This is a genomic window from Flavobacterium profundi, assembly GCF_006491645.1.
GTDB lineage: Bacteria > Bacteroidota > Bacteroidia > Flavobacteriales > Flavobacteriaceae > Flavobacterium > Flavobacterium profundi.
In genome coordinates, this window is the sequence record NZ_VDCZ01000007.1 from 83,014 (window position 1) to 107,731 (window position 24,718).

Genomic DNA, 24,718 nt, shown 5'->3' on the forward strand with positions numbered 1-24,718 from the left:
AACATTTAGAAATGGCGGAACACAATGAATTAGGAAGAATTGGTGAAGAAAAAGCAGTATTATATTTAGAAGCTAATGGGTATGAACTATTGGAAACTAATTGGAGATATGATAAAGCCGAAATTGATATCATTGCAAAAAAAGAGAACATTTTAGCTGTAATTGAAGTAAAAACGAGATCTAGTTTGGATTTTGGTTTACCTCAAGACTTTGTAAAACCAAAAAAGATTCAATTATTAGTAAAAGCTATAAATGAATATGTAATTTCTCATGATATGGATGTTAGTATTCGTTTTGATATTATTGCTATTCACAAAGAAAATTCAGATTTTGTTATAGAACATATAGAAGAAGCTTTTTATTATTTTTAAGTTATAAATATAACATTTTGTGTTTTTTAATTATATTTGTAAAAAAATCAAATACTTATGAAAACAATATCTTCTGTTGTAGAACAATATATTAAGTCAAAACCCTTTTTGTTGAATTCACTATCTCAAGGCATAATTAACTTAACCTCTTTGTCCAGAGTAATGATGCCTTATTTAGAAAAAGAATTAGGAAAAGATGTGAAACAAGGTGCAATTGTTATGTCTTTAAAAAGATTATCAGAAGAATTGGATTTTAAAATCAATCATAAAATTTCTAGAGTTTTAAAGAATACAGGTGAAATTACGGTTCGTTCTTCTTTAACAGATTATGCATTTACAATTTCGGAAACTTTATTAGACAATCAAGCAAAGTTATTATCAGAAATTAATAAAGAATCAGATGTTTTTTATACTTCTTCAAGAGGTGTAAATGAGTCCAATATAATTATCAGTACTTCAGCTGCTTATTTAGTAGCAGATTTATTAAAAACAGAGAAGATCACCCATAAAATAGAAAATCTATCTTCAATTACTGTAAAATTACCTCAAGAAAATGTTTCAGTCCCTGGTGTTTATTACTATATTTTTCAACGTTTGGCTTGGGAAGGAATTATTATTCATGAAGTAATTTCAACGACGAATGAGTTTACAATAATTGTAAGTGACAATCAAATTGATATTGCATTCAAAGCAATTAAAGATTTAAAAAGCATTCAAGACTAAAAGAGAAAAATATACTTGTTTTTTTTTACATCAAAAAAAGAAGTGTATTTTTACCATTCTTTATACTAAAAAGAGAAAATTGTAGTTAAAGAATTAAAGCGTTTCATCTTGAAAAACAATATACTTAAATATTCATTTATTATTGGTTTTCTTTTCTTTTTAATTGCTTGTTCAGTTAAAAAAGATAAGTTTATCAATAGAAATTTTCATGCTATAACTACAGAATATAATATTCTGTACAATGGTAATTTGGCATTAGAAGCTGGGAAAGCTGAATTAGTACTGACTTACAAAGATAATTTTTGGGAAATATTACCTGTTGAACGAATGGGTATAAAAGAAGAGGATTTAATGCCTGGTGATAAAAAAAATCCAAATTTTGAAAGAGCAGAAGAAAAAGCGGTAAAAGCGATTCAAAAACATTCTATGAATATAAAAGGTAAGGAAAAAAATCCGCAAATGGATGAAGCTTATCTTTTGCTTGGAAAAGCAAGATATTATGACAATCGCTATTTACCTTCTTTGGAAGCACTCAACTACATTTTATATAAATACCCTACAAGTGATAAGATTTATCATGCAAAAGTATGGAGAGAAAAGGTTAATATTCGTTTAGATAATGACGAAACTGCCATTGAAAATCTTAAAAAGCTTTTAGAAGATGATAAAATAGAAGGGCAAGACTTAGCAGATGCGAATGCCATGTTAACAGAAGCCTATATGAAAACAGGCTCAAATGATAGTGCAGTTGCGACCTTAAAAATAGCAAAAGAAAATACGAAGAATAAAGAACAAAAAGCTAGATATGCATTTATTTTAGGTCAGTTATATGAGTCTTTAACTTACAAGGATAGTGCTTTTGCAAGTTTTCAGGAAGTAATTGATATGAATAGAAAGTCTCCAAGGAGATATGTCATACAAGCACATGCAAGACAAGCAGCTCAGTTTGATTACAAAAATGGTGACACATTACTTTTTACTGAAAAATTTAACAAACTTATAGAAGATAGAGAAAACAGACCTTATTTAGATGTTTTATACCATCAAATGGGTCTTTTTTATGACCAATTAGAAATCGATTCTACCGCTCAAAAATGGTACAATAAGTCTTTGCGAACAGTCTCTCAAGACCGTTATTTAAATGCTTCTAATTATAGAAATATTGGAGAAATGTACTTCAAAGAAGCGCAATATAAATTAGCGGGACAATATTATGATAGTACTCTAATTCATTTGGATAATAGAACAAAAGAATATCGAAAGTTTAAAAAGAAAAGAGATAATTTAGAAGACGTTATCAAATACGAAACCATAGCACACGATAACGATAGTATTTTAGCTATAGTTGCCATGGGAGAATTAGAAAGAAAAAATTATTTTGAAGCTCATATTCAAAAAATAAAAATTGCAGATTCTCTTCAAGCTAAAATTGAAGCAGAAAAAGCTGAGAAAGAAGCTATAAAACAAGAAAACCAAGCCTTGGCAAATACGGCTGCTCTTAAACCAAATGGGAATATGCCTCCAGGGAATTTTCCTCCTATGGGAATAGAAGATCAAAGTACATTCTATTTTTATAACCCAGTGACAGTTGCCTATGGGAAAAAAGACTTCCAGAATAAATGGGGAAAGAAAAAATGGAAAGAAAATTGGAAATTAGAGGACAATAAAACCAATGCTTCTTTAAATGATGTTGAAAATGGAGCTGGTGAAAATGAAGTAACAACTAAAGATTCTTCATTAGTAATTGCAATTACTAAACCAGAATATGAAGTAACCTACTATTTAAATAAGTTGCCTAAAAGACAAACACTCATAGATAGTTTGGCAAAAGACAGAAATTTTGCCTATTTTCAGCTAGGTACGATATACAAAGAAAAATTTAAAGAATATCAATTGGCTGCTAATCGATTAGAACAATTACTTAAAAATAATCCAGAAGAGCGATTAATTTTACCTGCAAAATATAATTTGTTCAAAATATATGAAATTATAAACCCAGCAAAAGCGGCTACCTATAAAGAACAAATTATTGCAGAATATCCTGATACACGCTATGCTCAAATTTTAAAAGACCCTTCTTTATCTATTGAAGATGATACCCGACCCGAAATAGTTTTCAATAAATTGTATAAAAAATATACTGAAAACCAACTTAGAGAGGTTTATGAAGAAGTACAACAAAGAATTGAACAATATATTGGTGAAGAATCGTTACCTAAATTTGAAATGTTGAAGGCCAATGTTGTTGGAAGATTGAAAGGAGTTGAGGAATATAAAAAAGCCCTAAATGATGTAGCGCTAACTTATCCTAATACTGATGAAGGCAAAGAAGCAGAGGATTTATTACGAAATCATATTCCTAAGTTAGAAGCTTTGCAATTTGATACTTCACCAACCAGTACATGGAAATTAGTTTTTCCTAAAAATACTAACGGTGAGGAAGAAAGTACAAATAAGTTGATTGAAAAAATAGATAAATATTTAGCAGCCAGAAGAAATGATGATCTAAAACGCTCAGTAGATATTTATACCTTAGAAGAAAATTTTGTTGTAATACATGGTTTAATTACAGAAGAAGTAGCTCGTGCTACTTTAAGTGTATTGCAGGAATATAAAGATTACAAAATTAAAGATCAAGTTTATGTAATTTCTTCAGACGATTATAAAATTATTCAAGTAAAGAAGAAGCTTCAAGAATGGATTAAATAAAAAACAACATAAATAAACCCCCAAAACGCAACAAGCTATGTTTGATAAAAATAAAGCACCAGAAAGTAACCCATTAGGAAAAACAAACAGAATAGTCCAAGGAACAGTCATTAGAGGAGATATTGAAACCAAAGAAGACTTTAGACTAGATGGAACATTAATTGGAAACTATACTTCCGGAGGAAAATTAGTTATCGGAACATCAGGAGAAGTTCAAGGTGATATTAAATGTAAAAACGTAGATGTAGAAGGTAAGTATACTGGTAAATTAGAGGTAGACGAACTTTTAACAGTTAAATCTACTGCACATATAAAAGGTGATGTAGTAGTTAGTAGACTTTCAGTGGAATCTGGAGCTGTTTTTGAAGCAACTTGCTCTATGAAATCGACACAAAAGCCATTAGTTGATACTCCAAAAGGAGATAAAAAATAGAAAAATTAACACTTTTTAACAACAAAAAGCCTTCAAATTGAAGGCTTTTTGTTGTTTTTAGACTATTTTAAAAAAAATTAAGCCCTATTTCTACTTTTGTATTCTTATTAAAAAAATGGCATAAAAAATTGATATTTCATTTTTTGATAAAATGATTTCTTTTGTAAGAATAAAAAATTAACACAAAAAAAGCATTTTAATTGTCAATAAATAAAAAAATCACAAGACAATGTTATTTTGTTAAATAATCCAATTTTTTTTTAAATTTTTTTTAAGACAAACTTTGCACTCGTTTTAAAAAATGAGTTTTATGAAAAAAATTATTGGCTATTTACTATTATTACTATTAGTTTCCTTTCAAGGGTTCTCTCAAACAAAATTTAAAGGAGTGGTGAAAGATGACAAAGAAAAACTTTCTTTGTTTGGCGCATTAGTAACTATTAGTGCAGATGGAACTACTGCTGTTGATCAAGCTACGGTAGATTTTGACGGTACATTTTCTTTGACTACTACTAAAACCTATGGTACAGTAGAAGTTTCTATGAATGGATTTATTTCTAAATCTTTTCCATTTTATGGTAAAGGAGATGAGTCTACAATTGATTTAGGAATTATTTACTTGGAAGAAAATACAGTTACCGAAAGAGACATTATCGTAACAACCTCAAGTATCGACGTTATCAAAGATAGAAAAACACCTATCTCTTCCTCTACGATGAGAAATTACGAAATGCGTGAAAAAGTTTCTAATAAAGACTTTATTGAATTAACGAGCCATATGCCTGGAGTATATACTTCAAGAGTTGGAGGCGGTTACGGCGATACTAGAATGAATGTTAGAGGTTTTGAACAAAATAATATTTCTCCAATGATCGATGGTATCCCTGTTTATGACTTAGAAGCAGGTATTGTGGATTGGGCTAATATTGCTTCTATGAATGATGTGGCTTCTTCGATTCAGTTGCAAAGAGGTTTAGGAGCTTCTAAATTAGTAAACTCTTCTGTTGCAGGTACTTTTAATATGATTTTGAGAGATGCTAATTATGATAAAGGAGGATTTTTATACAACGCTACTGGAAATAATGGGTATAGAAAATTTGTAGGATCGTATGCAACAGGATTATTAAAAAGTGGATTTTCTGCAAATGTTTTACTAAGTGCTACTTCTGGAGATGGATATGTAGCGGCTACCAACTTTGAAGCGTATTCCTACTATTTAGCTTTAGGATATAAAAAAGGGAAACACGATTTTCAATTTAAAGTGTTTGGTTCGCCACAATGGCACAATCAAAGAATGTCTGATATTTCATTAGCTACTTACATTGAAAGAGGAAATGGTGTAGACGATCCAAATTATAAATACAATAGTGATTGGGGTTATTTGGATAACGAACAATATGCTACTAAAGTAAATTTTGGACACAAACCATTGGGAATTTTTCAATGGGATATCAACTTTACAGATAAAACGCAGTTATCTGCAAAATTATACGGTTCTAAAGGAACCAGTGGAAGCACCAATTTTTCAGGAAGAATTTTAGGGGCTTCTGGAAATCAATTAACAAATGAAGTGGGTCAAATCGATTTAGATTTTATCAATCAATATAATTCAGGTGAAGTTGCGGAATATTTTGGATCTTATTACCAAAGAGACCCAAACTATGCTGATGTAGATGGCAATTTGTATTATATTAACTCGGTTTGGAGTGGAGCAAATACAACAAATGGTATTTCATTATTGTCAGAAATTACCAACCAAACTTTTTATGGTGGAATTTTAAATTTAAGTACACAATTGACAAAAAATTTAAAATTAAACTATGGTTTAGATGCGCGTAAAACAGTGTACAATAAAACAAGAATTGTAAATGATTTATTTGGAGCAGACGGTTACGATCCAGATTATTTTACGACTCCAAGTTATTCACTATATACTAATAACACAGCATTACCAGAACCTATTTTAGATTTTACTAAGAAAAACTTAGGAGCAACACCAGTTGATTATAAATACGACGCTAAAATTGCTTATTTAGGTTCGTTTGCTCAAATAGAATGGGATATTTGGAGATTTAACTTCTTGGCACAAGGTGGATTTAATAGACAATTTATTCAAAGAGTTGCTTATACTTTAGGAGAATATGAAGAATCTGTTCCTGGATCTGACAACTATGATATTGATAACAACTACAGCGTTGCTACAAGCGAATTACCAATTGATGGTTACAATGCAAAATTTGGCGTGAATTTTAATATAACTTCAAAGCATAACATTTGGGCAAATACAGGTTTTGTATCTAGACCACCTGTATTCGTAACCGTTTATAGTGGGTTAAATAATGATATTAATCCGAATTACAGAAATGAAAAATTCAAATCTATTGAGGTAGGATACGGTTTTAGATCAAGAAGTGTGAGCTTAAATATTAGTGCATATTCATCGGATCATAAAGATTCTGAAACGCCTTATTATACTCCAGAATTAGGAAACTTTGGTACCACTTCTGGTATTAATAGAGTAAATAGAGGAATTGAACTAGATGTTACTGCTGCACCAATTAGAAAATTAATCTTAAACGGAACATTATCTGTTGGTGAATGGAAATATAGCTCAAATGCAATTTTCCAAGATTTAAGACCTGATACAAGTGGTAATTTATTAGAACCTTCAATTCTTTTGATTGATGGACAAAAAATAGGTGGTGCTCCACAATTAATGGCTTCTTTAGGAGCAGAATATGAATTCTTTAAGAATTTCAGATTAGGTTCAAATATTAAGTATTCAGACCGAATGTATTCTTCTCCAGCTTTAGAAAGATATGATCCTGTTTTTTATGGTGATGTATTCGCTTTTAAAGCTCCTGTAAGATTACCAAGTTTTGCGGTTACAGATGCTTTTGCTTCTTACAGATTTAGAGTAAATGTTACCAATTTTATAGACTTACGTTTAAATGTAGATAATATTTTAAATAGAAAATATATTTCTGAATCAAACACAAGTTATCAAGCGGATAGTGTTGATCCAAGTACATATGACCCATCAGCTCCTTCTAATGCTACTTTTAGAGATAATGGTAATTTGTATAATGGTTTAGCTACAAGAAACAATGCGTTCTTTGGTTTAGGAAGAACTTGGAACTTTACCGTTCGTTACGAATTTTAAATAAAAAGATGAATTAGTTTTAAAAGAGGTTGTATTTTGCAACCTCTTTTTTATTTTATATTTGTGAGATGAAAAATAATAAGTACAATAAATGGTTGGCATTACTTACGATTCCTTTTCAAATGGGAGTTGTGATTTTTGGCTTTAATTATTTAGGTGTTTTTTTAGATGAAAAATACCAAACTCATTACATTCAAAAGTTAAGTATTTTATTGGGTGTCTTTGTAGCTTTGTATTTCGTTATTAAGCAAGTCAATCAAATTAATAAAGGAGAGTAATAGTAACAATTCAATCAATAGAATCATAAATGAAATTCAATAAAGCATTATACTTACAATATATCTTATTTCTTATTATTATTTATTTAGCCAATAGATTAGTAATTGCAGTTTTCCAATGGGAGCCTGATTTTGAAAAAACACAGTATAGTCTCCATCAAATTTTTGCTTTTTTAAGCATTAGTAGTGCCATTTTATTATTGGTTCATGATTTTGTCAAAAATAAAAATGAAGCTATCTTAGGCTATGTTTTTTTGGTTACGTTAACGATTAAAGTGATTGCGTGTTATGTTTTTATAGCACCCGTATTGCAAAACGAACCCGTAAATACTTTTGAGAAAGGTTATTTTTTTATTTTGTTTGTCCTTTTTTTATGCATAGATGTCTATTTTACAGCGAGATTGTTAAACAAAAACAACTATTAGATAAAAAAAATGATAAATTCTCAAAAAAAAGTATTTTAGAAACTTGAAATATTAATTAAAATTGTACTTTTGCAAAAATTTTTAACGACCGTAAAAAGAACATTTTATAACGTTATGGTGATTTCAAAAAGACCACTTCATTTATTTGTAGCTTTCGCAGTAGCGATACTACCATTTTTTAGTTCTGCTAATACCATTTCAGATTCTACTCATGTAGCTACTGAAACATCACATGAATCTCATGTTGCACACGCTGAATCACATGAAGAAGCAGAGCCAACTGATAAAAAATCTAAAATAAAAGCTTTCATCGATCATCACTTACAAGATTCTCATGATTTTACTTTTTTCTCTGATGAGGAAACAGGAAAACATTATGGATTTCCTTTACCAGTCATCTTGATTGATAATGGTTTAAAATTGTTTTCTTCTTCGAAATTTCATCATGGTGAAGAAATTGCTGAAGTAGATGGGAATTACTATGCCTTACATCATGGTAAAATTTACAAAACAAATGCGGAAGGACAATTGAATTATGATGAGCACCATCATCCAACAAATGAAAAACCATTGGATTTCTCAATAACTAAAAATGTAGTAGCGATGCTAGTAACTGCAATTTTAATGTTTTTCATATTTGTAGGTTTAGCTAAATCTTACAGAAAAGGACCTCTTCCAGCTGGTTTTGGAAAAGTGCTTGAGCCATTGGTGATTTTTATTCGTGATGAAGTTGCTTTACCAAATATTGGTGAGAAAAAATATAGAAAATTTATGGGTTATTTATTAACTGTATTTTTCTTTATTTTAATTCTAAACTTATTTGGATTAACACCTCTAGGAATTAATGTAACTGGGAATATAGCAATAACTGCTTGTTTGGCTTTGTTTACTTATGTTGTAACACAATTTAGTGCTAACAAAGATTATTGGAAACATATTTTTTGGATGCCAGATGTTCCTGTTTTAATGAAAATTGCATTAATCCCTATTGAAATATTAGGGACGTTAACAAAACCTTTTGCACTTATGATACGTCTTTATGCAAATATTTCTGCAGGACACATAGTAGTAATGAGTTTAATTGGTTTAATTTTTATTTTCAAAAACTGGGTGGCTGGGCCTTCATTTTTTGGATTAACCTTATTTATTTCAATTATCGAAATATTAGTAGCGTTTTTACAAGCGTTTGTATTTACAATGTTATCGGCTTTATTTATCGGTATGGCAGTTCAAGATCATCATCATGATGAACACCATAGTGAAGATATGTTAGGAGAGCATGATAATGCAATTATTTAAAATAGAATTTAGTTTAATTAATATATAAATCAAATAGTTATGACAATTCCAGGAATTATTGGTGCAGGTTTAGTAGTAATCGGTGCTGGATTAGGTTTAGGAAGAATTGGTGGATCAGCAATGGATGCTATTGCACGTCAACCAGAAGCTGCTGGTAAAATTCAAACTGCGATGATTATTATCGCGGCTTTATTAGAAGGGGTTGCTTTCGCAGCACTTTTCGCAGCTTAATTAAAACAAAGAAACAAAGATCTGTAACGGTTGGTTGCAGGTCTTGTTTTTAAAAAGAGATTAAACGAATAAATATAATTTTCAACAATGGATAAGTTAATTAATGATTTTTCATTTGGATTGTTTTTTTGGCAAGCATTAATTTTAGTAATATTATTAATTTTATTAGCTAAATTTGCATGGAAACCAATTATGAACTCAATCACAGAACGTGAAGAAGGAATTAAAAATGCTTTGTTAGCAGCTGAAAACGCTAAAAAAGACATGCAAAATTTAAAAGCTGATAATGAGAAATTATTAGCAGAAGCTCGTGCGGAGAGAGATACCATGATTAAAGAAGCGCGTGAAATTAAAGAAAAAATGATTGCAGACGCTAAAGAAGAAGCACAAGCACAAGGTGAAAAAATGATTGCTCAAGCAAAAGCAACTATTGAAGGTGAGAAAAATGCAGCTATGGCTGAAATTAAATCTCAGGTTTCTACTTTGTCTTTAGAAATTGCAGAAAAAATATTAAAAGGAGAATTAGCTAACAATGACGCTCAAGCTAAATTAGTTGAGAAAATGTTAGATGATGCTAAATTAAGTTAATTATGGCAACCAGTAGAGCAGCTATCCGATATGCTAAGGCTATTCTAGATATTGCACAAGCAAACAATACAACAGCACAAGTAAATAACGATATGTTACAAATTGTTGCTGCTGTAAAAGAAAGCAAAGAATTGAAAGATTTTTTGAAAAGTCCTGTTGTAAAAGGGCCTACTAAGTTTGCTGCTATATCTGAAGTATTTGCTTCAGCACAAGGAGAAACTAAAGAATTATTTCGTTTGCTACAAGAAAATAGCAGATTCGAAATTTTAGCAACAATTGCTTCACAGTACAATACTTTATTTGATGAATTGAATAATATGGAAACTGCAGTGGTTACTACCGCATTTCCAATTACAAAAGATTTAGAAGAAAAAGTATTAGCTAAGATTGCTAGTTTTTCAAATAAAAAAATAACACTTAAGAATATTGTAGATCCATCTATTATTGGTGGGTTTGTATTACGAATAGGTGACAAACAATATAATGCTTCTGTTGTAAATAGTTTACAACAATTAAAAAGAGAGTTTAGTAATTAATAATAGTGATCGCACTTCTTTAAGTGTTAAAATTATAAATTAAAATGGCTGAAATTAAACCTGCTGAGATATCAGCAATATTAAAAAAGCAATTATCAGGTTTTCAATCTGGTACTTCATTAGAAGAAGTTGGAACAGTACTTCAAGTAGGTGACGGTATTGCACGTGTGTATGGATTGTCTAATGCTCAATACGGTGAGTTAGTTCAATTCGATAATGGATTGGAAGGAATTGTATTGAACTTAGAAGAAGACAATGTTGGTGTGGTATTATTAGGACCATCTACTGGTGTAAGAGAAGGTTCAAATGTAAAAAGAACACAACGTATTGCATCTCTTAAAGTAGGTGAAGAAATCGTAGGTCGTGTTGTAGATACTTTAGGTAACCCAATCGATGGTAAAGGTGCAATTGGTGGTGAGTTATATGAGATGCCTTTAGAAAGAAAAGCTCCTGGAGTTATCTTCCGTCAACCCGTAACAGAACCATTACAAACAGGTATCAAAGCAATTGATGCTATGATTCCAGTGGGTAGAGGACAACGTGAGTTAGTTATTGGTGACCGTCAAACAGGTAAAACAACAGTTTGTATTGACACCATCTTAAATCAAAAAGAATTTTATGATGCTGGGAAACCAGTATATTGTATATATGTAGCTGTAGGTCAAAAAGCCTCTACAGTTGCTGCAATTGCAAAAACATTAGAGGAAAAAGGCGCTATGGCTTATACAGTAATTGTTGCTGCTAATGCTTCTGACCCTGCTGCTATGCAAGTTTATGCTCCATTCGCTGGTGCATCAATTGGAGAATATTTCCGTGATACAGGTCGTCCTGCATTAATCATTTATGATGATTTATCAAAACAAGCGGTAGCTTACCGTGAGGTGTCTTTATTATTAAGAAGACCACCAGGACGTGAGGCTTATCCTGGAGACGTATTCTACTTACACTCAAGATTATTAGAGCGTGCTGCTAAAGTCATTGCCGATGATGATATTGCTAAAAACATGAACGATTTACCAGAATCGTTAAAACCAATCGTTAAAGGTGGTGGTTCATTAACAGCTTTACCAATCATTGAAACACAAGCGGGTGACGTTTCTGCATATATCCCAACAAACGTTATCTCTATTACTGACGGACAGATTTTCTTAGATGGAGATTTATTCAACTCTGGGGTTCGTCCTGCAATTAACGTAGGTATTTCTGTATCTCGTGTAGGAGGTAATGCTCAAATTAAATCAATGAAAAAAGTAGCAGGTACTTTAAAATTAGACCAAGCACAATACCGTGAGTTAGAAGCTTTCGCTAAATTTGGTTCTGATTTAGATGCCGTTACTTTAAATGTAATTGAAAAAGGAAAACGTAACGTAGAAATCTTAAAACAAGCAGTAAATGATCCATTTACAGTTGAAGACCAAGTTGCAATTATTTATGCTGGTTCTAAAAACTTATTAAAAGATGTTCCAGTTGAAAAAGTAAAAGAATTTGAAAAAGATTTCTTAGCATATTTAAATGCAAAACACAGAGATACTTTAGATGCATTAAAAGCAGGTAAATTTGATGATAATATTACTGATGTTTTAGCTAAAGTAGCAAAAGAAATTTCTGCAAAATATTAATTAATTTTCAATTAGTCAATGTGTCGATTAATCAATTGACACATTGATAATTGTCAAATTGACAAATTAAAAAAATGGCAAACTTAAAGGAAATTAGAAATAGAATTAGTTCCGTTTCATCTACGATGCAGATTACGTCTGCGATGAAAATGGTTTCTGCTGCTAAGCTTAAAAAAGCACAAGATGCTATTACAGCTATGCGTCCTTATGCAGAAAAATTAACGGAATTATTACAAAACTTAAGTGCTACTCTAGATGGAAACACTGGAGGAGCTTTTGCTGAACAAAGAGAGGTAAATAAAGTTCTTATCGTTGCCGTAACATCTAACAGAGGTTTATGTGGTGCTTTTAACTCAAATGTTATTAAAGAAGTTAAAAGTCGTACTGAATTTTATAAAGGAAAAACAGTTGATGTTTTTGCAATTGGAAAAAAAGGAAATGATGTTTTAAAGAAAACCAATAAAGTTGTTGAGAATCAAAGTGCCATTTTTGATCAATTAACTTTTGAAAATGTAGCTGATGTAGCTCAGGTTTTAATGGACAAATTTGTAGCTGGTGAGTACGATAAAATTGAATTGGTTTACAATCATTTTAAAAATGCTGCCACTCAAGTTGTTAAAACAGAACAATTTTTACCACTTGCACCAATTTCAGGCGGTGAAGAAATTTCATCTGATTATATTTTTGAACCTTCGAAAGAAGAAATTGTATTAACTTTAATTCCAAAATCGTTAAAAACGCAATTATATAAAGCTGTTCGTGATTCTTTTGCATCGGAACACGGAGCTAGGATGACAGCAATGCATAAAGCTACCGATAATGCAACAGCATTAAGAAATCAATTAAAATTAACTTATAATAAAGCGCGTCAAGCGGCTATTACTGGAGAAATTCTTGAAATTGTTGGTGGTGCTGAAGCTTTAAATAGTTAATAAATAACAATTTATAAATACAACTCTTATTGTCTTAAATTAAGATAATAAGAGTTTTTTGATTATATAATATGAATAAAAAACTTACTTTTTTAATTGCATGTTTAACAGCAACTGTATTTGCTCAAAAAGCTCCTAAAGTGGATTTAGATCGTTTTTCAGTTTTTGCTGAATACCAACAATTGCCAATATATAATATCCCTTTAGAAGATAGAGTTTATAATGTTTACACTGAGATAGCGGATAATATTAGTTATAGACCAGATGCACAAAGCATAACTAATGAAATTATCATTCATGGATGGAAATTTTCTGATGACAGACCCACAGTAACTGTAAACATTAGAATGGAAGATTTCATTGAGAAAAACGTTTCCATATCAAATCGATTGGTTGAAGAAAAAAATAAAGAAGGTAAAGTTATAAAAAGCTATAAACTTTATAAAGCAATAAGTAGTTATACTGGAAAATCTAACGTAAATGTTGCTACTACATTTACTGTTACTCAAGAAACAAAACCAGATCAAAAGGGAAATAATAATAGATTTTTGTCTTCTTCTTCAACAAAAACAGCTAATGGTGAAGCTTCATTTAGTGTTTCTCAAAGCGTTAGCATAGAAAGTAAAGAATTTACTACTTCTTACGAGGCTGAGAAAGATTATAAATTAAATAGATATAATAATTATAAGTTGCAGCTCAATTCTTATATAAATTATTTGAAAAGCAATGTAAATAAGCACTTAAATGCTAAATTTGGTTTTCAACCTCAAGAAGAACGCTTTATTCTTTGGATCTTAGATTCAAAAGAGGAAGAAGGACAAATTCAAAAAGATGCGATTGAAGCCGTAAAAACTATCTTCAGCGAAATGAAAGCGACTACACCTATTTCGGAAACTGAAGAAAAGTTACAACCGCTTATAGCTTATTTTGAATCTTTAAAGAACAAGTATCCAAATGATGATAAAGGCAGTAAAAAAATTAGATATTCTGCCTATTTTAATTTAGGTAAAATTTATTACTTTTTAGATCAGCCTGAAAAAGCAATTAAAGAAGGTCAAGGACTTATTGAAAATGGTTATGACAAGAAGGATGGAGAAGAAATTGTAAAAGATTCTGAAAAATTAATGGAAGAATTTAAAGAAAAAGGGTTCACATCAAGACATAATGCATCATTAAACTAAAATAGAAAGCCAATTTAATTGGCTTTTTTTATTTTTTATTTTTTAATAGTAAATGAATATTTTATTAAAATTGTAACTTTAACAAAGTTTTTGCGTATAATTAAGAACAATATAACAAGTAATCCATGTCAAAAGAAGGTTTTAATTGGAAGAGTTTATTTATAAACGAATCTGAAAATACTACAAAAAAAGAGGAATCATCAAAATCAAATTCATCACAACAAACGACAAATTCTGGTACACAAACGAATAAATTTCCAGAAGCAAAAATAGCACAAGTATCTCAGGATAATTTTGCCAATCCTTTTGTAAATGAAATTCTAGACGTATATGAAAAAGGATTTGAATCATTAAATTTAGATGATTTCGATTTTTTTGAAATGTATAAATCTGTGGTAGCTGTAGGAATTACAAACCCACAAAGTTATCAAATGGCTTTTATGATGGGTAAATCTATAAAACCTGATTTAACGAAAGAATATTTATTAGAAAAATCAAAGTTTTATATTGAAGAAATTAACAAGGTACATACTAAATATGATGCTACTGGCAATGCAAAAAAACAAGATTTAAGCAATTTGGTTCAAAAAGAGAAAGCATCATTAACAGCTTCTATTTCTGATTTGGAAGCCAAAATTCTTCAAATGCAGCAAGAATTACAGGAAAAGAAATCTTTATTAGCAAATATCGATAGTAAAAACGAACAAGAACTTAGAGAACTTCAATTAAAAATAGAAGCCAATAATTTTGCCAAGCAAAAAATTGTCGATTCAATCAATTTAGTCATAAGTGGAATCAATCAATACTTATAAAATCAATGAATAAATACGAACAAGAAAAAAGTACTTTATTAGAATTACCAATTTTAAAGCACTTTGATGAATCTAAAGGTGAAATCGCATTAAAAGCAAATTCATTAAAAAAAGGAGAAAAAGGGCTTTTTTGGGTAATCGCTCTTGGGTTATTAGGAATTGGAGGTTATTTAACCTGGACCTATATTATACCTCCTTTATTTACCATGTTAGGTCAAGTAATTGCATTATCTGCCACTGCTATTTTCTTGATTTTCTTAGTAATTATGTTCCCTGTCATTATGAAAGCGTTACGTTTTACGGCTAAAAATATTCATAAAGCCTTAATTCAAAGTAATCCTTTCAATGAATTAGAGGAACAAAAACAAAAAATGATTAAAAACCGTGAAGTTTTTAAGAATACCAAAGCAAAACTAAAAGGGCTTAAAAATGAAATGGAAATGGAAGCTTCAAAATCTGAAAAGGAAGCCAAAGATTACCAAGAACAATTGTTAAGCTTGCAACGACAATCTGAAAAGTTAAAATCAGCGATGGATGAAATGGTTAGACAACACGGTGCAGGAGCAAAAGATACCGATGAATATGTAGCCTTGCAAAGTGAATTGGCTAAGAAATTAAGTAATTCGCAACGTATTTCAAATCAATATGAACAAAGTAAAAGTTTTATTCAAAAATATGGTGTGCGAGCTAATGTCTTAGGTAAAATGGATCGAAAATTAACTTTAGCCGGAACAGCTATAGATATTAAGATTGCCGATTTTGATGCCACAATTACAATGCTTAGAAAAGAGTATGAATTTGCTAAAAATGCAAAGGCAGCTACAGAAAGTGCTAAAAATGCCATGATGTTTACCAAAGACTGGGAATTAGAGTATGCATTAGAAGTAGTAACTTCAACCATTGCTCAAGATATTGCAAGAACATCTGAAAATTTATTAGATATAGACACTTTAACGTCTCAATATTCAGTGGATAATGATGAATTATACTCTCGTTTAGATTCTTTAGCAGATAAAATTAAAACGGGAGACAATACCATCCCAGATTCAACTAAATATTCGAATCCAAATTACAAAATGTCCAAAGAAGATAAGCAAAATGCTGGTGGCTTTGGCGATATATTTTAACAACCAAAACTAAATCTTTTATATATAATGGGAAAAATTCTTAGAACAAATAAACTAACGACGTTATCAGAATTACTTATTGTTATTCTTGGTATTGGTGGGATATTAGGAGCAATCTATTTTTTATCTCCAGGACTTAGAACTGAAGTTTCAAAGAAATTAGATGGAATTACTTTAGACAAAGTGGAAGTAAACAATGTAGTAAATGCAGATAAAATTGAATTGCCTACAAAAGATATTTCAAACGAAGTAAGCAATAAACCTTTAGTAAGAATTGCGGGTTATGCTTGGAATGCACAATCTGGAATTATTGTTTCTAATGGTGGACCAAAAACAACAAAAGGGTCCTTAATGGAAAAAAATGGTGTAAACTTAGAAATCATTCGTCAAGATTGGTTGTCTGAATTACGCAATATGCAAATGAAATTTATTGAAGAATTTGATCAAGGTGCTAAATTTCCAACATCAGATAAAAGTGCATTTGCTGTAATGATCATGGGTGACGGAGCTCCTTTTTATATCAGTTCGGTGCAAAAATCATTAGACGAAAAATACGGCAAAGACAAATACCATTTACAAGTAATGGGTGCTGTAGGGATGAGTTATGGTGAAGATAAGTTAATCGGACCACCAAGCTGGAAATCAGATCCACAGACTATGAAAGGTGCTGTTATTTCTGCGGTTTTAGGTGATGGTGACTGGGTTACTACAGTTAACTATTGTTTCGCTAACGGTTTAAAAGTAAACCCAGATCCAGCAACTTATGATGCAGATGCAGTTAATATTTATCCTTCAGAAAATGATGATTATATCAAATCAGCTGAAGAATTAATTAAATCACAAACTACAGGTTGGACCGTTTCTTTAAAAGAGGTTTCAAATGGGAAATTAACTGGAAAATCAGTTAATAGAAAGATTGATGGTTGTGCTACTTGGACACCTGGTGATAAATTGGTTTTTGATAAATTATCTGGTTTTGTAGATATTGTTTCGACCAAAGAATTTAACAATCAAATGCCAACCGTTTTAATCGGTTTAAAAGAATGGGCAAGTCAAAATCCTGAGATTGTTTCTAATATTTTAAAATCAGCTTTAACAGCTTCTAATCAAATGAAAAATTATGACGATTGGAGAGTAAGAGCTTCTGAAGCGGTTACGGATACATACCAAATGGAAAGCCCTAAATATTGGTATGATATGTTCAAAGGCCAACAAGGAACTAAAAACGGATTAACCTATAATATGGGTGGTTCTAAAGTATTCAATTACTTGGATGCGATGCAATATTTTGGTTTGTCTGATGGCGTAAATAGATATAAATCGGTTTATAACCAAGTTGGGACTTATTTAACGGAGTTGAATCCATTTGGATTTAATGAAAACGTAGGTAAAGTATCCGCTTATGAAGATGCTGTAAATTTATTTTACCTTAAAAATATTAACGATATCCAATCTACTGCTCCTGAAAAAGCAGATTATACAGAACAAGCAACGGAAGTAATGGCTTCAGGGGAATGGAGAATCAACTTTAATACGGGTAGTGCCCAAATTTCAACAAGTTCTTCTAGCGAATTGGAAAAAATTTACAACCTATTAATTCAGGCTGAAAATACGAAATTAACGATTGTTGGGCATACTGATAATGTGGGTAATCCAGATTCAAACATTAAATTATCAAAAGACAGAGCAGAAGCAGTTGTTGATTATTTAAGAAAGAAAGGTATTCCATTGAATCGTTTCCAAATGATTGATGGTAAAGGAGCTAATGAACCAACTGCAGATAACAGTACTGCTGAAGGAAAAGCTAAAAACAGAAGAGTAGTGATTACTTTATTGAAATAAATAAACTAAAAGTAAGAGCTATCAATATTTTGGTAGCTCTTTTTATTATAACATGATGCAATTAATTACCCCTTTTCAGACGATTTCAAAATCAAAGAAAACGATAATTTTAGTAGCTTGGATTGTCCTTTTACTAGTGTTATGGTTTGTAGGAACATCAGGAGAAAAACATTTGTTTCCTAATCCTCAGCAAGTTTTTAAAGGTTTTTCGGAACTCTATAATGAAGGACTAGTCGTGCATATTTTCAATTCATTGAAATTGTGTTTTCTATCCATATTTTTAGCTACCACTATTGCGCTACTTTTTGCGTATAGTTGGCCCATTCCGCTATTAAAACCAGTTTCAGAATTCGTTACTAAATTTCGTTTTTTACCCTTTACTGGTTTGTCGTTCTATGTAGCTATGGTCATTCACGATGCTAGAAACATGCAAATCTGGATTATGGTCATTTTCTTAACGACTTTCTTAACAACCTCTTTAATTGCGGTTGTAAAAGATATTCCTCAGGAAGAATTTGATCATGCTAAAACGTTAAAATGCAATCGTTTTGAAGTGCTTTGGCAAGTTATTGTATTAGGAAGACTAGATTATGTAATTGATGTGATTCGTCAAAATCTAGCGATTACTTGGATGATGCTTGTAACGGTTGAATCAATAGTAGTAGCTTCGGGCGGACTTGGATTTTTAATTAAAAATTCGGATAAGTTCATGAATCATGGAAGAATCATCGCATTACAAATTATTATTTTATTAATTGGGTTGTCCTTAGATTGGTTTATTAACTTTTTAAGAAGAGCACTTTTTAGATACTCTAAAATATAAACTTATGGATTTCGAATACAAAGAAACGCTTTTATATGTGGAAAATCTTAGTGTTGCTTATGGTGACACCGTTATTATAAAAGATATTAATCTTGTTGAAAAAGATGTGGTTAGGGAAGGACATAACAGTACGTCTCAAGTGATTGCTGTAGTAGGTCGTTCTGGAAGAGGAAAATCTACTTTTTTTAAAGCATTGACAGGTTTGGTGGATCCCAAAACAGGAAAAATTTTAATTAAAGATTTTACCAGCAATGAAGAAGGTGCTGCCAAAGAAATTAAAGAAGGAGATATTGGTTTTGTGGACCAAAAATATACACTGTTTAGACATAAAACAGTACATCAGACGTTAAAATTCGCGTTGCGAAAAACGAGTTTAACGGATGCTGAAAAGGAAGAAAAAATAATCGAATATTTGCACAAATGGGGTTTAGATAATTTTGCGGATAAATATCCTAATGAATTGTCAGGAGGACAAAGACAACGTACAGCAATTATTGAACAGCTTTTTTCTTCAGATCAGTTTATTGTTATGGACGAACCCTTTTCAGGACTCGATGTAGGAAATATTATTGAAGTAAAAAAATCATTCGATTTACTAAATTCTACTTCAGAATACAATACCATTATTTTCTCTACACACGATATTGAATTAGCAGTAGAACTGGCTCAAGTAATCTATGTTATTGGTTACCCAACGGTAAACGGTGAAAAACAAAAATACGGTTCGATAGTGGCAAAATTCGATTTACGAGAATTGGGCTTGGCTTGGAAAGAATTTGGAGAAGAACATTTACACTTAACCAAACAAATTATCAACCAAATGATGCTTTCGTAGTTTTATGACAATAACAATAGATTATATTCACCAACTCAAAAAAGCAACTTCAGAGGCATTAGCAGTTTGTGATGCTATAAATAACGAAACTCAAACCATTTCGGAAATAAATACATTGTTGCCTCAAAAAGGCGATCACAAACTTTTATTAAAAACGGAGAAAGTATTTCTTTCAGATTTGATTTATGTTTTTAGCAAAGTGAAAAATCTTTCTGAAAAAGCGCAATTTGGATTGGCGTATTATTATGATGCTATCCGAAATCAACATTTTGCAGACGAAAAGGAATTGGAAAGCTTAAATAAATTGGTAGCAACCAATGCTTTTAAAAGTCATTTTAACAAAATTCTACAAGAAAATATTTTGTTCGATTTAAACCAAAGCAAAACGTATTTGTTGCAATATCTAAAACAAAAAAAGCATCCCAAATGGAAAGAAATGCATCAAACTTTGGCTACTTTTTTAGCTTTAGTTTGTGACTTTGATATCCATAAAAGCCAAAATGCAACTGCAATTTTAGGAGTCAATTTTAATTTGCATCAAGGGTTTGAAGTGGAAAACGATTCCTTAGAAAAAGTCTTAGAGGAATTGCATGAATTAATCGGTTTGGAAAATGTAAAAAAAGACGTTTCGGAATTGGTTAACCTTTTAAAAGTGCAACAGAAAAGAACGTCTCAAGGATTAAAAAATATTGAAATTACCTTGCATACTGTTTTTCTTGGTCCTCCTGGAACCGGTAAAACAACGGTAGCTCGTTTACTGGGAAGAATTTTCAAACAATTGGATTTTTTATCTCAAGGACAAATGATTGAAACCGATCGGGAAGGTATGGTGGCAGGTTATGTGGGTCAAACAGCTACCAAAGTGGATGCGATAGTCACTGAAGCCAAAGGAGGTGTTTTATTTATTGACGAAGCCTATGCTTTAAGTCAGAATGTAGGGAATGATTACGGTGCGGAAGCCGTTAATACCTTGTTGAAACGAATGGAAGATTTCCGAGATGATTTTGCAGTTGTGGTAGCAGGATATGACCAACCGATGCAAGTATTCATAGATTCCAATCCAGGATTGCGTTCTCGTTTTAATCGGTATTTTCATTTTGATCATTTTTCACCTGATGAATTATTTGCCATTTTTGAAATCTATTGTAAAAAATCGGATTTTATCCTAACAGAAGAAGCCAAAGAAAAACTAAAAGACACGTTTGAACTGTTATTTGAAAAACGAGACGATAGTTTTGGAAATGCCAGAGTTATTCGAAATGTTTTTGAAAAAGTGATTCAAAAACAAGCCAATAGAATTGTGACGGTAAAAAGAATTTCTAAAAAAGCATTGCGTACCATTACAGAAGAAGACATTCCAGAACCTATGGAAACAGTAGCGCAAGTCTTTTATAAAAAACAAGAAGAATAAAATAAAAAAGCCATTTTTTAACCCACTTGAATTGGATAAACCCATCCAATTTTCTATCTAAATTAATTGTATACAATGAATAAGAATTTTTTAAAAGCCCTATTTTTAGTTATTACAACGGGTGTTTTCGCTCAAGAAACAAATCCAGAAGAAAGTAAAGTAAAAATTGATGTTTCTGGATATTTGGAAGCGTTTTATGGCTACGATTTCAATCAACCTACGACACCTACTCGTTTAGGATGGATTTACAATCACAGTAGACATAATGAATTTAATATTAATATGGGAATGTTACGTTCTACAATTAGTTATGAAAATGTGTATGCTAATATTGCCATTCAAGCAGGTACTTATGTAGACGATAATTATACCGCTGAAAGTTTAAAATTATTTCATGAAGCCTATTTAGGGGTTTATTTAGATTCAGATAAAAAACAGGTAGTCGAAGCCGGTATTATGCCTTCTTATATTGGTTTTGAATCCGCATCTACCTTCTCTAATCTTACCTTAACACGTTCGATTATGGCTGAAAGTTCTCCTTTTTATTTCACAGGTGTAAAATATAAGTATACGCCTAATGATTCTTGGAGTTTAGCTTTTATTACTACCAATGGTTGGCAACGTATTGAAAAACCAAATAATAAAGCTTTGCCTACTTTTGGAACCCAAGTAGTGTATACTCCAAACGATAAAACAACGATTAACTGGAGTACTTTTATAGGAGACGAACCAGTTGCAGTAGATGTTTTAAGAACAAGATATTTCAACGATTTGTATGTGGACTATGCTTGGAATGACAAATGGAAAACAATTGCTGGTTTCGATATGGGTTACCAAAGAAACGTAGCAGGAGATGATTTCCAAGATTGGAAAACGATTACTTTAATAACACAATATGCGATTTCTCAAAAATGGAATGTAGCTGCTAGAGCAGAATATTTTGAAGATCAAGAGAACGTGATTGTAGATGTAGGTGCTCCTTTTGAAGTATTTGGCGCTTCTTTTAATATAGATTTTATCCCGAATTCTAAATTAAAATTAAGAACGGAAGCAAAATGGTTTGATTCAGATGAGCCTATTTTTACAAAAGATACAGGCACAACGACAACCAACTTTTTTGTAGCCACTTCCTTGGCTTTTGAGTTTTAAAAGAATAAAATAAAAAAAAGAGCCAATTTATTTTGGCTCTTTTTTATTCATTCAAATGTTCCCAAATAAAGCTATAAAATTCGGCCTCTTTTTCTACATAATTTTTATAATTCGAAACCTTACCATAATGTCCAGCTTTGTCATTTATCTGTAAATAAATCGGATTTTTTTGTGCAGTTCTATTTTGTAGTTTTGCTACAAATTTATACGAATGAATTGGAGGAACTCGATCATCATTTTCAGAAGTGATGATTAAAGAAGTAGGATAATTGACCTCTTCTTTTATGTTATGGTAAGGAGAAAAACTTAATAAAGTCTTATATTCTTCTATATTTTCTGGATTGCCAAATTCGTCTAAATGATATTTTCCAGTGGTATATTTGTAAAATTGAATCATATCAAAAACCCCAACTTTTGGTACAACTACTTTAAATAAATCGGGTCTTTGAGTCATGGCTACTCCCACAACTAAACCTCCATTGGAAGCACCCGAAATGGCTAATTTATTAGGAGATGTGTATTTTTCCCGAATTAGAAACTCTGCAGCATCAATAAAGTCATTAAAAGTATTAGGTTTGTTTAAACCTTTTCCATCTCTATGCCATTTTCTGCCTTTTTCACCACCACCTCTAATTTGTGCAAAAGCATAAACGCCTCCTTTTTCAAGAAAATGCAATAATCCCACATCATATTTAGGATCATTTATAACTCCAAAACCACCATATGCTTCTAATAAAGTAGGGTTATTACCATTCAATTCTATTCCTTTTTTATGAACGATGGTAATTGGAACATCCTTATTATCTCTACTTTTATAGTTAATCGTTTTTGTTTCAAAATAATCAAAAGGGAAAAGGGTCGGTTTGGGTTTTAGGAAAGCATCATAGTATATATTTGTATCTCCAGTTGAAATGTTTAGTTTATAGTTCAAATAGGAAATAGTGTACGAATAAAATGTTACGTATAACTCATTAGTTTTATTATCATGGAAGCGAAAGCTTAAATCCATTTCCATTGGAGCTTCAAATTTTCTAACAAAACTTCCATCATAATTATAAATGGTAATATAATTTCTACCTAAATTTCGATATTTACAAACGATATAATTTTCTAAGAAATAAGAATCAATTAATAAATGGGAATAAATCTGTGGAATTACTGAGACTTTTTCGTTTTTATTATTCAAATCAAAAAACCGAATATCGCCCCAATCATATTTGTTATCAGTAAAATAGACTTTATTATTTTTATACTTTAAAAAAGTAAAATCAGAAGATGCCTTATCAATAAATTTAGTAAGAGTAAACTCTTCATCTTCAAGATTAATATAATAATAACTTTTAGCAGTTTCTTCTTTATTTATTTCTACAATAAATAGTTTATTTTCACTTACAAAAAAATTAAAATTACTTTCTTCCTTTGTAGTGTCAAAAATTAATTTGTCTTTTTCTTGAATGTCTCTTAGATTATGATAATATAATTGGTAAGTAGAATCTTTAGCAAAAAAATTTTGATTCGAATTTTTTTTATAAAAAATACCTTGGTCTCCTTTCCAAGAAACATTAGAAAACTTTATGTCTTTTAATACATCCTCTAAGGGATTTTGAGAGATAATATCTACAAATCGTATTTCATGTCTATCACTACCGTCTGGGCTAATTTTATAAGCTAAATATTTAGAATTTTTAGAAGGATAATAACCATTTAATAATACATTTTCATCTTTATATATTTTATAAGGATTAACCAATTCTAAAGGCATATCATTTAAATTCTTTCGATAATGTAAAACAGAAGGTTTATTCTTATCTAGTCTGTAACTTGTATAAAAGTAGCGTCCTTTTTTAACGGGTAATGAATAGGTTGATAAAGAATGATAATCTTTAATTTTAAACAAGAAATTAGTTGCTTTTACAACATCTTCAAGATGCTTTTTGGAATACGCATTTTGTTCGGTTACCCAATTTGAAACTTCATCTGAAGAAGTGTTTTCTAGCCAAGCATAATCATCAGAAATGGCAATTTCATGTTTGGTAAAAGAAGAAGTGACTTTCTTGGTAGTTGGATTTTTTTGACAATAAATATTCAATAGAATGAAATAACAAACTAAAAAACAGACCTTTTTTTGCATGTGGAAGAAATTAAAAATCAAAAATATTCCTTTTTGAATAAGTTGACAATAAATAAGTATTTTTCTTTCAATTTAATATATTTGTTTACATCAAAAACAA

The 24,718-nt window shown here is 30.8% G+C and carries 22 protein-coding genes; 21 read left to right on the forward strand and 1 reads right to left on the reverse strand.

The genetic code is table 11. The annotated features are described in order from the left end of the window. The first annotated feature begins 11 nt into the window (after positions 1-11). The 21 genes from FHG05_RS10385 (at position 12) to FHG05_RS10485 (ending at position 22,487) form a co-directional block, all read left to right on the forward strand. A complete protein-coding gene (locus FHG05_RS10385) occupies positions 12-371 on the forward strand; it encodes a YraN family protein (RefSeq protein ID WP_140997959.1) in 360 nt (119 codons plus the stop codon). A gap of 57 nt (positions 372-428) precedes the next feature. Continuing rightward, positions 429-1,094 (forward strand): aspartate kinase, encoded by a 666-nt coding sequence (locus tag FHG05_RS10390; protein WP_140997960.1) that lies wholly within the window; start codon positions 429-431, stop codon positions 1,092-1,094. A 108-nt stretch (positions 1,095-1,202) separates the two neighbouring features. Continuing rightward, positions 1,203-3,803: a type IX secretion system periplasmic lipoprotein PorW/SprE gene (porW, locus tag FHG05_RS10395; protein WP_140997961.1), complete on the forward strand. Its 2,601-nt coding sequence runs from the start codon at positions 1,203-1,205 to the stop codon at positions 3,801-3,803. Between the two features lie 37 nt (positions 3,804-3,840). Beyond that, entirely contained in the window at positions 3,841-4,236 is a 396-nt protein-coding gene (locus FHG05_RS10400) for a bactofilin family protein (RefSeq protein WP_140997962.1), read from the forward strand. 310 nt (positions 4,237-4,546) lie between these two features. After that, a complete protein-coding gene (locus tag FHG05_RS10405; RefSeq protein ID WP_181369168.1) occupies positions 4,547-7,399 on the forward strand; it encodes a TonB-dependent receptor in 2,853 nt (950 codons plus the stop codon). 68 nt (positions 7,400-7,467) lie between these two features. After that, a complete protein-coding gene (locus tag FHG05_RS10410) occupies positions 7,468-7,677 on the forward strand; it encodes an AtpZ/AtpI family protein (protein ID WP_140997964.1) in 210 nt (69 codons plus the stop codon). A 29-nt stretch (positions 7,678-7,706) separates the two neighbouring features. Next, entirely contained in the window at positions 7,707-8,102 is a 396-nt protein-coding gene (locus tag FHG05_RS10415; protein WP_140997965.1) for a hypothetical protein, read from the forward strand. Between the two features lie 114 nt (positions 8,103-8,216). Continuing rightward, on the forward strand, positions 8,217-9,401 hold the full coding sequence (gene atpB, locus FHG05_RS10420) for a F0F1 ATP synthase subunit A (RefSeq protein ID WP_140998060.1): 1,185 nt from the start codon (positions 8,217-8,219) through the stop codon (positions 9,399-9,401). Positions 9,402-9,440: 39 nt separating this feature from the next. Next, on the forward strand, positions 9,441-9,632 hold the full coding sequence (gene atpE / locus FHG05_RS10425) for an ATP synthase F0 subunit C (RefSeq protein ID WP_140997966.1): 192 nt from the start codon (positions 9,441-9,443) through the stop codon (positions 9,630-9,632). An 87-nt stretch (positions 9,633-9,719) separates the two neighbouring features. Beyond that, positions 9,720-10,220: a F0F1 ATP synthase subunit B gene (locus FHG05_RS10430; RefSeq protein ID WP_140997967.1), complete on the forward strand. Its 501-nt coding sequence runs from the start codon at positions 9,720-9,722 to the stop codon at positions 10,218-10,220. 2 nt (positions 10,221-10,222) lie between these two features. Next, positions 10,223-10,756 carry an ATP synthase F1 subunit delta gene (gene atpH / locus FHG05_RS10435; RefSeq protein ID WP_140997968.1) on the forward strand — a complete coding sequence of 178 codons (534 nt, stop codon included), beginning with the start codon at positions 10,223-10,225 and terminating at the stop codon, positions 10,754-10,756. A gap of 44 nt (positions 10,757-10,800) precedes the next feature. Next, a complete protein-coding gene (gene atpA, locus FHG05_RS10440; protein WP_140997969.1) occupies positions 10,801-12,375 on the forward strand; it encodes a F0F1 ATP synthase subunit alpha in 1,575 nt (524 codons plus the stop codon). A 74-nt stretch (positions 12,376-12,449) separates the two neighbouring features. Further along, positions 12,450-13,307 (forward strand): ATP synthase F1 subunit gamma, encoded by an 858-nt coding sequence (gene atpG / locus FHG05_RS10445; RefSeq protein ID WP_140997970.1) that lies wholly within the window; start codon positions 12,450-12,452, stop codon positions 13,305-13,307. A 71-nt stretch (positions 13,308-13,378) separates the two neighbouring features. Continuing rightward, positions 13,379-14,488, forward strand: coding sequence for a tetratricopeptide repeat protein (locus FHG05_RS10450; protein WP_140997971.1), 1,110 nt, complete (start codon positions 13,379-13,381; stop codon positions 14,486-14,488). Between the two features lie 125 nt (positions 14,489-14,613). Continuing rightward, on the forward strand, positions 14,614-15,300 hold the full coding sequence (locus tag FHG05_RS10455; RefSeq protein WP_140997972.1) for an OmpH family outer membrane protein: 687 nt from the start codon (positions 14,614-14,616) through the stop codon (positions 15,298-15,300). A 5-nt stretch (positions 15,301-15,305) separates the two neighbouring features. After that, positions 15,306-16,427: a hypothetical protein gene (locus tag FHG05_RS10460; protein ID WP_140997973.1), complete on the forward strand. Its 1,122-nt coding sequence runs from the start codon at positions 15,306-15,308 to the stop codon at positions 16,425-16,427. Between the two features lie 27 nt (positions 16,428-16,454). Then, positions 16,455-18,269 carry an OmpA family protein gene (locus tag FHG05_RS10465; protein WP_140997974.1) on the forward strand — a complete coding sequence of 605 codons (1,815 nt, stop codon included), beginning with the start codon at positions 16,455-16,457 and terminating at the stop codon, positions 18,267-18,269. Positions 18,270-18,321: 52 nt separating this feature from the next. Beyond that, a complete protein-coding gene (locus tag FHG05_RS10470) occupies positions 18,322-19,092 on the forward strand; it encodes an ABC transporter permease (protein ID WP_130733159.1) in 771 nt (256 codons plus the stop codon). A gap of 4 nt (positions 19,093-19,096) precedes the next feature. Beyond that, a complete protein-coding gene (locus tag FHG05_RS10475) occupies positions 19,097-19,927 on the forward strand; it encodes an ATP-binding cassette domain-containing protein (protein ID WP_140997975.1) in 831 nt (276 codons plus the stop codon). Positions 19,928-19,931: 4 nt separating this feature from the next. Beyond that, a complete protein-coding gene (locus FHG05_RS10480; protein WP_140997976.1) occupies positions 19,932-21,338 on the forward strand; it encodes an AAA family ATPase in 1,407 nt (468 codons plus the stop codon). A gap of 75 nt (positions 21,339-21,413) precedes the next feature. Beyond that, positions 21,414-22,487 (forward strand): porin, encoded by a 1,074-nt coding sequence (locus tag FHG05_RS10485; protein WP_140997977.1) that lies wholly within the window; start codon positions 21,414-21,416, stop codon positions 22,485-22,487. 43 nt (positions 22,488-22,530) lie between these two features. Here the strand turns inward: FHG05_RS10485 and FHG05_RS10490 are convergent, their stop codons facing one another. After that, complete coding sequence (locus tag FHG05_RS10490) at positions 22,531-24,618, reverse strand: prolyl oligopeptidase family serine peptidase (RefSeq protein ID WP_140997978.1); 2,088 nt, start codon at positions 24,616-24,618, stop codon at positions 22,531-22,533. Between the last annotated feature and the right edge of the window lie 100 nt (positions 24,619-24,718).